At 71.2% G+C, this 8,069-nt stretch carries 8 protein-coding genes and 1 pseudogene; 4 read left to right on the forward strand and 5 right to left on the reverse strand.

Annotated elements, in window-relative coordinates; genetic code table 11:
* From AB0O67_RS35260 to AB0O67_RS35275, 4 genes are all read right to left on the reverse strand, one after another.
* Positions 1 to 881 (reverse strand): TerD family protein (locus AB0O67_RS35260; RefSeq protein ID WP_365459502.1); only part of this gene is annotated, 881 nt, incomplete at its 3' end.
* 67 nt (positions 882 to 948) lie between these two features.
* Entirely contained in the window at positions 949 to 1,527 is a 579-nt protein-coding gene (locus tag AB0O67_RS35265) for a TerD family protein (RefSeq protein WP_365459505.1), read from the reverse strand.
* 160 nt (positions 1,528 to 1,687) lie between these two features.
* Positions 1,688 to 3,838, reverse strand: a complete 2,151-nt coding sequence (gene uvrB / locus AB0O67_RS35270) for an excinuclease ABC subunit UvrB (protein ID WP_365459508.1) — start codon at positions 3,836 to 3,838, stop codon at positions 1,688 to 1,690.
* A gap of 40 nt (positions 3,839 to 3,878) precedes the next feature.
* Positions 3,879 to 4,739: an MHYT domain-containing protein gene (locus AB0O67_RS35275; RefSeq protein WP_365459511.1), complete on the reverse strand. Its 861-nt coding sequence runs from the start codon at positions 4,737 to 4,739 to the stop codon at positions 3,879 to 3,881.
* Between the two features lie 281 nt (positions 4,740 to 5,020).
* Here AB0O67_RS35275 and AB0O67_RS35280 point away from each other — a divergent pair.
* Both AB0O67_RS35280 and AB0O67_RS35285 read left to right on the forward strand, forming a co-directional pair.
* A pseudogene (locus AB0O67_RS35280) lies at positions 5,021 to 5,743 on the forward strand (glycerophosphodiester phosphodiesterase).
* A gap of 52 nt (positions 5,744 to 5,795) precedes the next feature.
* Positions 5,796 to 6,350, forward strand: coding sequence for a methylated-DNA--[protein]-cysteine S-methyltransferase (locus AB0O67_RS35285; protein WP_365459514.1), 555 nt, complete (start codon positions 5,796 to 5,798; stop codon positions 6,348 to 6,350).
* Between the two features lie 42 nt (positions 6,351 to 6,392).
* Here AB0O67_RS35285 and AB0O67_RS35290 read toward each other — a convergent pair whose 3' ends face one another.
* A complete protein-coding gene (locus tag AB0O67_RS35290) occupies positions 6,393 to 6,821 on the reverse strand; it encodes a VOC family protein (protein WP_365459517.1) in 429 nt (142 codons plus the stop codon).
* Between the two features lie 98 nt (positions 6,822 to 6,919).
* Here AB0O67_RS35290 and AB0O67_RS35295 point away from each other — a divergent pair, with 98 nt between their 5' ends.
* Together AB0O67_RS35295 and AB0O67_RS35300 are read left to right on the forward strand one after the other, a co-directional pair.
* On the forward strand, positions 6,920 to 7,828 hold the full coding sequence (locus AB0O67_RS35295; RefSeq protein WP_365459520.1) for a pseudouridine-5'-phosphate glycosidase: 909 nt from the start codon (positions 6,920 to 6,922) through the stop codon (positions 7,826 to 7,828).
* Positions 7,813 to 8,069, forward strand: a 257-nt coding sequence (locus AB0O67_RS35300; RefSeq protein WP_365459523.1) for a PfkB family carbohydrate kinase, incomplete at its 3' end; no start/stop codon positions are given. The genes AB0O67_RS35295 and AB0O67_RS35300, both read left to right, overlap by 16 nt.

Raw genomic sequence — 8,069 nt, forward strand, 5'->3', positions numbered from 1 at the left:
TGGAGACGTACGCGATCTCGCGCTCGGGTTCCCGGAAGGTGCTGGCGAGCATGACGAGGAGGTCCTGCTCGGCGGCGGCGCGGGTGGTGGTAGTCGATCGGGCCGCCCGCGGGCACGGACGGCTGGGTGAGCGCGGAGGAGTCGGCCGACGCGGAGGGGTCGGGGGGAACGGATCCTCCCGGGTAGCTCGTGCGTCCCGCCGTGGTGCCCTGCGGCGTCTGCGTGCCGTACGGCGAGCCACCGTGGTCCTGGCCACGGGTGGGTGCGGCGGCCTGGCGGGTGCGGTCGCCGTCCGTCGTACGGGGCGGGGGCGCCGCCACGGAGCGGGCCATGCCCTGGGCGACCGCGTCGTTGATGGCGGCGGCGAGTTGGTGCGCCTGGGGCACGCCCTGGTCGGCGAAGAGCTCGGCGAGGCCGCCGGCGTAGCCCTGGCCGACGGCGCGCACCTTCCAGACGCCCTGGCGGCGGTAGAGCTCCAGGGCGACCACGGCCGTCTCGGCCTCCAGGCCGGTGATGGTGTAGCTGGCGACCTCGGTGCCGTCCAGCCCGGTGACCGCGACAAAGGGGGCGGCCACCGCGCCGAAGCGGGCCGGCCCCCCGGCGCCGGTGGGCAGGGCGAGCAGCACATGGACGCGATGCACGGTGTCCGGCATCGCGTCCAGGTCCACCGCGAGGCGGTGGGCCGCCGCCGCTTGGCGGGGCACCTCCAGGCCGGGCAGGGTGGGTGTGCCCGGGTGGGCCACTCGCTCGGTGTCCCGGACCTTGCCCTGCTCGTCGCTGAGCGTGGCCGCGGCCACGATCGGCTTGCCGGCCGAGACCCTGATTTCCAGGCGGGCCTGGGAGAGCGGATGGTTCTGCCCCCGCACCAGCTCGGCCGTCATCGCCTCAATCCCCCCGTGTGACTGCTGTTGTCGTGTACCGCTCGCTCAGGGCCTCAGGCCCGCCGCCTCAGAGGAGCGGCAGGACAGACGGCATCAGGTCCTGGAAGGTGCGGCCGTTGGCCGGGGTACCGAGGGCCGTCATGGACCAGCCGGTGCCCGCGCGGTGCACCTTCGCCATGATCTGGGCCGTGTAGGCGCCGCCGCCGGCGAGCGTGTAGCGGGCGAGTTCCTGGCCGTTGGTCTCGTCGACGAGGCGGCAGAAGGCGTTCTGCACCTCCTGAAAGGTCTGGCCCGTGAACGAGTTCACGGTGAAGACGATCTGGTCGATGTGGACTGGGAGGCGCTGCAGGTCGACGAGGATCGCCTCGTCGTCGCCGCCCTGGCCGACACCGCCGACGAGGTTGTCACCGGTGTGACGGACCGAGCCGTCGTCGCTCACCAGGTGGCGGAAGAAGACGACGTCGACCGGCTGCTTGTCCGCGAACAGGACGGCGGAGGCGTCGAGGTCGATCTCCCGCGTGCGCGAGCCGAACAGGCCGCGCCGCGGGGCCGCCTGCCAGCCGAGACCCATGCGCACCGCGGTCAGGGTGCCGCCGTCGTTCTTCTGCAGACTGATGGCCTGACCCTTGGTCATGTTGACGGTCACGCGCTGATTCCCCTCTCGAGCATTCCCCTGTTGCCGCGAAGCCGCGGATGACGAGCACCTTACGCAGGGGCACTGACAGCGACGTACTCCGCTCCGCACTTTGTGTCGGTCTTGCAACACAGCGCAGCCGCGGCGAGGCCACAGCGGTCCCGCCGGCCCATCAGGCCAGGCCGGCCTCCCTCATCTGACGCAGTTCCTTCTTCATCTCGGACACCTCGTCACGCAGCCGCGCCGCGATCTCGAACTGCAGGTCCGCGGCGGCGGCGCGCATGCGCTCCGTCAGTTCCTCGATCTGCTCGGAGAGTTCCGCGGCGGGGCGGTCGGTCGGCACGGTCTCCTTGGCCTTGCCCTTGGCGCGCTTGGCGGGCTTCGCGTCCTTGACCGCGTGCTCCTTCAGGGAGGGCACGGGTGCCCTCGTGCCGCGGCCGTCCTTGCGGGACTGGCGGTAGCCCGTGCCCAGCAGCTGCTCGGTGTCGACGTCCTCGCGCGCGATCTGCGCGACGATGTCGTTGATCTTCTTGCGCAGCGGCTGCGGGTCGATGCCGTTCGCCGTGTTGTACGCGACCTGCTTCTCCCGGCGGCGGTTGGTCTCGTCGATGGCCTTCTCCATCGCCGGGGTGATCTTGTCGGCGTACATGTGGACCTGACCGGAGACGTTGCGCGCCGCGCGGCCAATGGTCTGGATCAGCGAGGTGCCGGAGCGCAGGAAGCCCTCCTTGTCGGCGTCGAGGATCGCCACCAGGGAGACCTCGGGGAGGTCGAGGCCCTCCCTGAGGAGGTTGATGCCGATCAGGACGTCGAACTCGCCCGCGCGCAGCTCGCGCAGCAGCTCGACGCGGCGCAGGGTGTCCACGTCGCTGTGGAGATAGCGGACGTGGATGCCGAGTTCCAGGAAGTAGTCGGTGAGGTCCTCGGCCATCTTCTTGGTGAGCGTGGTGACCAAGACGCGCTCGTCCTTGTCCACGCGCGCGCGGATCTCGTGCACCAGGTCGTCGATCTGGCCCTCGGTGGGCTTGACCACGACCTCCGGGTCGATCAGGCCGGTGGGCCGGATGATCTGCTCGACGACACCGTCGGAGCGGGACAGCTCGTACTGGCCGGGAGTCGCGGACAGGTAGACGGCCTGGCCGATGCGCTGCTGGAACTCCTCCCACTTCAGCGGGCGGTTGTCGAGGGCCGAGGGCAGCCGGAACCCGTGGTCCACGAGGGTGCGCTTGCGGGAGGCGTCGCCCTCGTACATGGCGCCGATCTGCGGCACCGTGACGTGCGACTCGTCGATGACGAGGAGGAAGTCCTCGGGGAAGTAGTCCAGCAGCGTGTTCGGCGCGGAGCCGGGAAGGCGGCCGTCGAAGTGCATCGAGTAGTTCTCCACGCCGGAGCAGGTGCCGATCTGGCGGAGCATCTCGAGGTCGTACGTCGTGCGCATCCGCAGCCGCTGGGCCTCCAGGAGCTTGCCCTGCTTCTCCAGCTCGCCGAGCCGCTCCGCCAGCTCCTTCTCGATGTCGTTGACGGCTCGCTCCATGCGCTCGGGGCCCGCGATGTAGTGGGAGGCGGGGAAGACGTACAGCTGCTGGTCGTCACTGACGATCTCGCCCGTGAGCGGGTGCAGCGTGGACAGCGCCTCGATCTCGTCGCCGAACATCTCGATGCGGACGGCCAGCTCCTCGTAGACCGGGAAGATCTCGATGGTGTCGCCGCGAACCCGGAAGGTGCCCCGGGTGAAGGCCATGTCGTTGCGCGTGTACTGGATGTCGACGAAGCGGCGCAGCAACTGGTCGCGGTCGATCTCGTCGCCGACGCGCAGCGGCACCATGCGGTCGACGTACTCCTGAGGGGTGCCGAGGCCGTAGATGCAGGACACCGAGGCGACGACGATGACGTCGCGGCGGGTGAGCAACGAGTTGGTCGCCGAGTGGCGCAGGCGCTCGACCTCCTCGTTGATCGAGGAGTCCTTCTCGATGTAGGTGTCCGACTGCGGGACGTACGCCTCGGGCTGGTAGTAGTCGTAGTACGAGACGAAGTACTCGACGGCGTTGTTCGGCAGGAGCTCGCGGAACTCGTTCGCCAGCTGGGCGGCCAGCGTCTTGTTCGGCGCCATCACCAGGGTGGGGCGCTGGAGCTTCTCGATCATCCACGCGGTGGTGGCGGACTTGCCGGTGCCGGTCGCGCCGAGGAGCACGACGTCCTTCTCGCCGGCTTCGATGCGCCGGGCGAGGTCGGCGATGGCCGCCGGCTGGTCGCCGTTGGGCTGGTAGGGACTGACGACCTCGAAGGGCGCCACCGTGCGTTCGATGCTGGAAACGGGCCGCATGGCATCAACCGTACGACCCCGCACCGACAACGGGCTCCGATCAGCGGTTCTGCGGGGTGCGGGAGCCGCTGCGGGCCGGTGGCCGACGGGTGCGGAGCGCGATCCTGCGGGTCCGGTGCGGCACGTGGGCCGGCACACCGGGCTTGGGCTCGGGGCGGGGCGGGGCGGGCCTGCCCATGATCATCAACGGGTCGAACAGGACCACGACGCCCGCGAGGCACAGCAGGGCGAGCGGGCCGACCAGCATCGGGGCGAGCAGGGCGGCGGGCGCGTCGCCCGCCGCGGGGCCGGCCGTGCCGTGCACGTGGACCTTGAGCGCCGCCATGCCCGTGTAGTGCATGCCGCTGACCGCGAGACCCATGACGAGGCTGGCGCCCACGCTCCACAGGAGCCCCCTGACCTGCCCGGCCGCCCACAGGGCGGCGGTGGCGGCGACCATGGCGATGAGCACGGAGGCGGCGACGGTCACCGTGTTGTACTCCAGCTTTCCGTCCAGCTCCAGGCCGGCCATGCCCAGGTAGTGCATGGACGCGATGCCGAGGCCGGTCACGGTGCCACCGGTGAACAGTGCGGTGCCGGACGCGCCCCGGTAACCGACGATGAAGATCCCGACGCCGACCATCAGGATGGCGACGCCCAGGCTGGCGTAGGTGAACGGCTTGTCGTAGTGGATCGGGGCCTCGTGGACCGTGAAGCCCATCATCCCGATGAAGTGCATGGTCCAGACGCCGGAGCCGATCGCCAGGGAGCCGAGGGCGAGCCAGCCGGGGCGCCATGAGCCGCCCACGAGCTGGGCTCTGGTGGTGCAGCGCAGGCCGAGGGCACCGCCGAGACAGGCCATGACGAAGGCCACCAGCGGTGTGACGAGGCCGTAGCTGAATCCATCGACCGTGCCCTGCATGCGCGGCTGCCCTTCCGCCCCATTCCGTCCCGGAATACCATGAAATGCTCCCCCTCCCGGAACCGCCCGAGCGGTCAGGGTTGAGGCAGAGAGTATGACTCGCACCGGAATGGTCGAACGACTTTCCGGCAAAGAAACACGGCTCTGCCCCAGTTGTGCCGTAACGGTGAGTGGTCCCGGGCAACTCCATTCAATCTGTGTCCATCCTGTACCCCTCTGGCGTTGGCCGTCCGCTGCCACGGTGGGTCCTTTCCGTGATCGGTTCGACGCGAGGAGTACGCATGCACGCGCGCGCAGTTGCCGCCACGACCACCGCGCTCCTGGGGAGCATCGCCGTGCTGTTCCCCGCCTACGGCGCCGGGGCCGGGGCCGACGGCGATGCTGCCGGGTCTCCCGTGGTGCCGGCCCACCGGGGCGCCTCCGCCTATGCGCCCGAGAACACCCTGGCCGCCGTCGACAAGGCCGCCCAGCTGGGCATCGAGTGAGTCGAGAACGACGTGCGGCGCACCTAGGACGGCCAGCTCGTGGTCCTGCACGACGACACCCTGCGGCGCCATCACCAGAAGCTGCTCCTGGAGATCAAGCAGCCGGAGCTGTACCCGGGCATCGAGGGCAGAGACGCTGAGGTTCTCGGCGACGAGGGATGGCTGGACGGGCGGCACCTGGCGGACCGGCTGATCATGCAGAGTTTCGGCGCGGACAGCCTGCGGACCGTGCACGAGCTCAAGCCCGCGGTGAAGACCGGCTTGCTCGGTACGCCGTCCCTGGCCCAGGTGCGGAGCCAGGGGCGCTTCGTCGACCAGATCAATCCCTCCCGCACGTCCCTGACGGCCGGCTACGTCGCCGCCGTGCGCGCGATCACCGGTGCGCACGGCAGGCCGCTGGAGGTCTTCACCTGGACCGTCGACGACGCCGCGACGGCCCGCGAGGTCGCCTCGTACGCCGTCGACGGCGTGATCACCAACAAGCCCGACGTCGTCAGGGACGCGTTGGGCGGGCAGTGACGTTCCGACACGGAACGGGGGCGTTGTCGGTGGCGGGTCGTACGGTGGGCGCATGGACAGCCATGGGCAGTACGAGCAGCAGGTCGTGTGGGCCGTCGTCGCCGGCGACATCGGTCCGCTGTTGCTGGCCGCGACCGGCGAGGGCCTGGTCAACGTCGTGTTCCACGCCACTCCCCCGGTGCGTGACAAGGCGCTCGGCCGGCTGGCGTCCCGGCTGGGCGTCGAGCCGGTCGAGGCACCCGGCTCCCCGCTGCTGACCGAGGCGATACGACAGATCCAGGCCTACTTCGCGGGCGAGCGCCGCGCTTTCGAGCTGCCGCTGGACTGGTCGCTGATCTCGGGCTTCAACCGCGAGGTGCTGCGCGAACTGGCGTCCGGCGTGCCGTACGGCTCGGTCGTCGGGTACGGCGATCTGGCAGGCCGGGTCGGTCAGCCGGGCGCCGCCCAGGCGGTGGGGACGGCGATGGGCGCCAACCCGCTGCCCGTGGTCGTTCCCTGCCACCGGGTCGTGGAGAGCGACGGCGGCATCGGCGGGTTCGGCGGCGGTCTGGAGACCAAGCGGAAGCTGCTCGCGCTGGAGGGCGTGCTGCCCGAGCCGCTGTTCTGAGACGGGCCGGGGGCCCACCCTCGGGCCCCCGGTGCGGGCGTCTCAGGCGTAGTGGCGCGCCTCGAAGAGGTTGCCGTCCGGGTCCCGGAAGTAGAAGCTGCGCCGTGCGTTGCCGCGGGCGCCGAAGGAGTCGTGTCCCATGTCCGTCATGGGCACCGCGCGTTCCCCCAGGCGGTCGCGCAGGGCGTCGAAGTCGCCCTCGGGCAGGGCGAGGCAGACGTGGTTCACGGGATGCCCGGAACTGTCCGCAGCGCCCGGGAGCATCGTCATGCGCTCCGCCGCGCCGCGCGGCATGAGGTCGATGATCGTCTCGTCGTTCACGCGCACCGAGGGGAAGGGCACCTGCCCCGCGGCGAACTCGCTGAGCCTGACCGGCTCCAGACCGACCGCATTCTCGTAGAAGTCGGCGGCGGCGACCGGATCGCGCACCCAGAGGACGACGTGGTCGAGACGTGCGGTGTTGTCCGTCATGCTCCCAGGCTGGTGCCGTCCGGCACCGGCCGCAAGGGTTTGACGGGGCGCGCCGCCCGCCAGAGATGAGGGAAGACCGACTGACAGGAGGCAGGCGCGTGACGCTGGTGGTGTCCGAAGAGGTCCGGGAGGCGGTCCAGGCGCGTCGGCCCGTGGTGGCGCTGGAATCCACGATCATCGCGCACGGGCTGCCACGCCCCCGCAATCTGCGGGTGGCACTGGAGCTGGAGGAGGCGGTACGGCAGGAGGGCGCCGTACCGGCCACGATCGCCGTGCTGGACGGGCAGCCCCGGGTCGGCCTGGACAAGGAGCAGCTGGAGCGGATCGCGAACGAGGACGGCATCCGAAAGCTGGGCCACCGCGATCTGCCGCTCGCCGTGGCCGCCGGGGCGAGTGGGGCGACCACGGTGTCCGCGACCGCGCTGCTGGCGGCGCTGGCGGGCGTACGGGTATTCGCGACCGGCGGGCTCGGCGGGGTGCACCGGCAGTGGACGGTGACGCAGGACGAGTCCGCCGACCTGGGCCTGCTGGCGCGGACGCGGATCACGGTGGTGTGCGCGGGCGTGAAGTCGATCCTGGACGTGCCGGCGACGTTGCAGCGGCTGGAGACGCTGGGCGTGGCGGTGGCCGGCTACGGCACGGACCGCTTCCCCGGCTTCTATCTGTCGGACTCCGGGCACCCCGTGGACTGGATGCTGGACAGCCCGCGGCAGGTGGCCGACGTGATGCGGGCGCAGGACGCGGTCGGCGGGCCGGAGTCGGCGCTGATCGTGGCCAACCCCGTGCCGGAGGCCGAGCAGCTCGATCCCGGCCTGCACGCGCGTGTGCTGGCCGACGCGCTGCAGGCGTGCGAGGCGGAGGGCATCACCGGACAGGCCGTCACACCGTTCCTGCTCGACCACCTGGTGCGGCACACGGAGGGTGCCTCGCTGAGCGCCAACTTGGCCGCGGTGCACGGCAACGTACGGCTGGCGGCGCGGATCGCGGCGGCGTGGGCCGGGACGTGAGCGGGCCGGGGCCCGGCGCGCCGGGCGGCGCTCTGCTGATCGTCGGGGACGTGGTGACGGACGTCGTGGCCCGGCACCGGGGACCGCTGTCCGGGGGCACGGACACGGCCGCCGTGATCCGGACGCTGCCCGGCGGCGCGGGCGCCAACGTGGCCTGCTGGGCGGCCCATTGGGGCTGCGCGGACGTACGGCTGCTGGGGCGGGTCGGGCCGGACGCGGCGGCGTGGCACGAGCGGGCGCT

Origin of the sequence: Streptomyces sp. NPDC086077 (genome assembly GCF_040686175.1) — a bacterium.
Classification (GTDB): domain Bacteria; phylum Actinomycetota; class Actinomycetes; order Streptomycetales; family Streptomycetaceae; genus Streptomyces.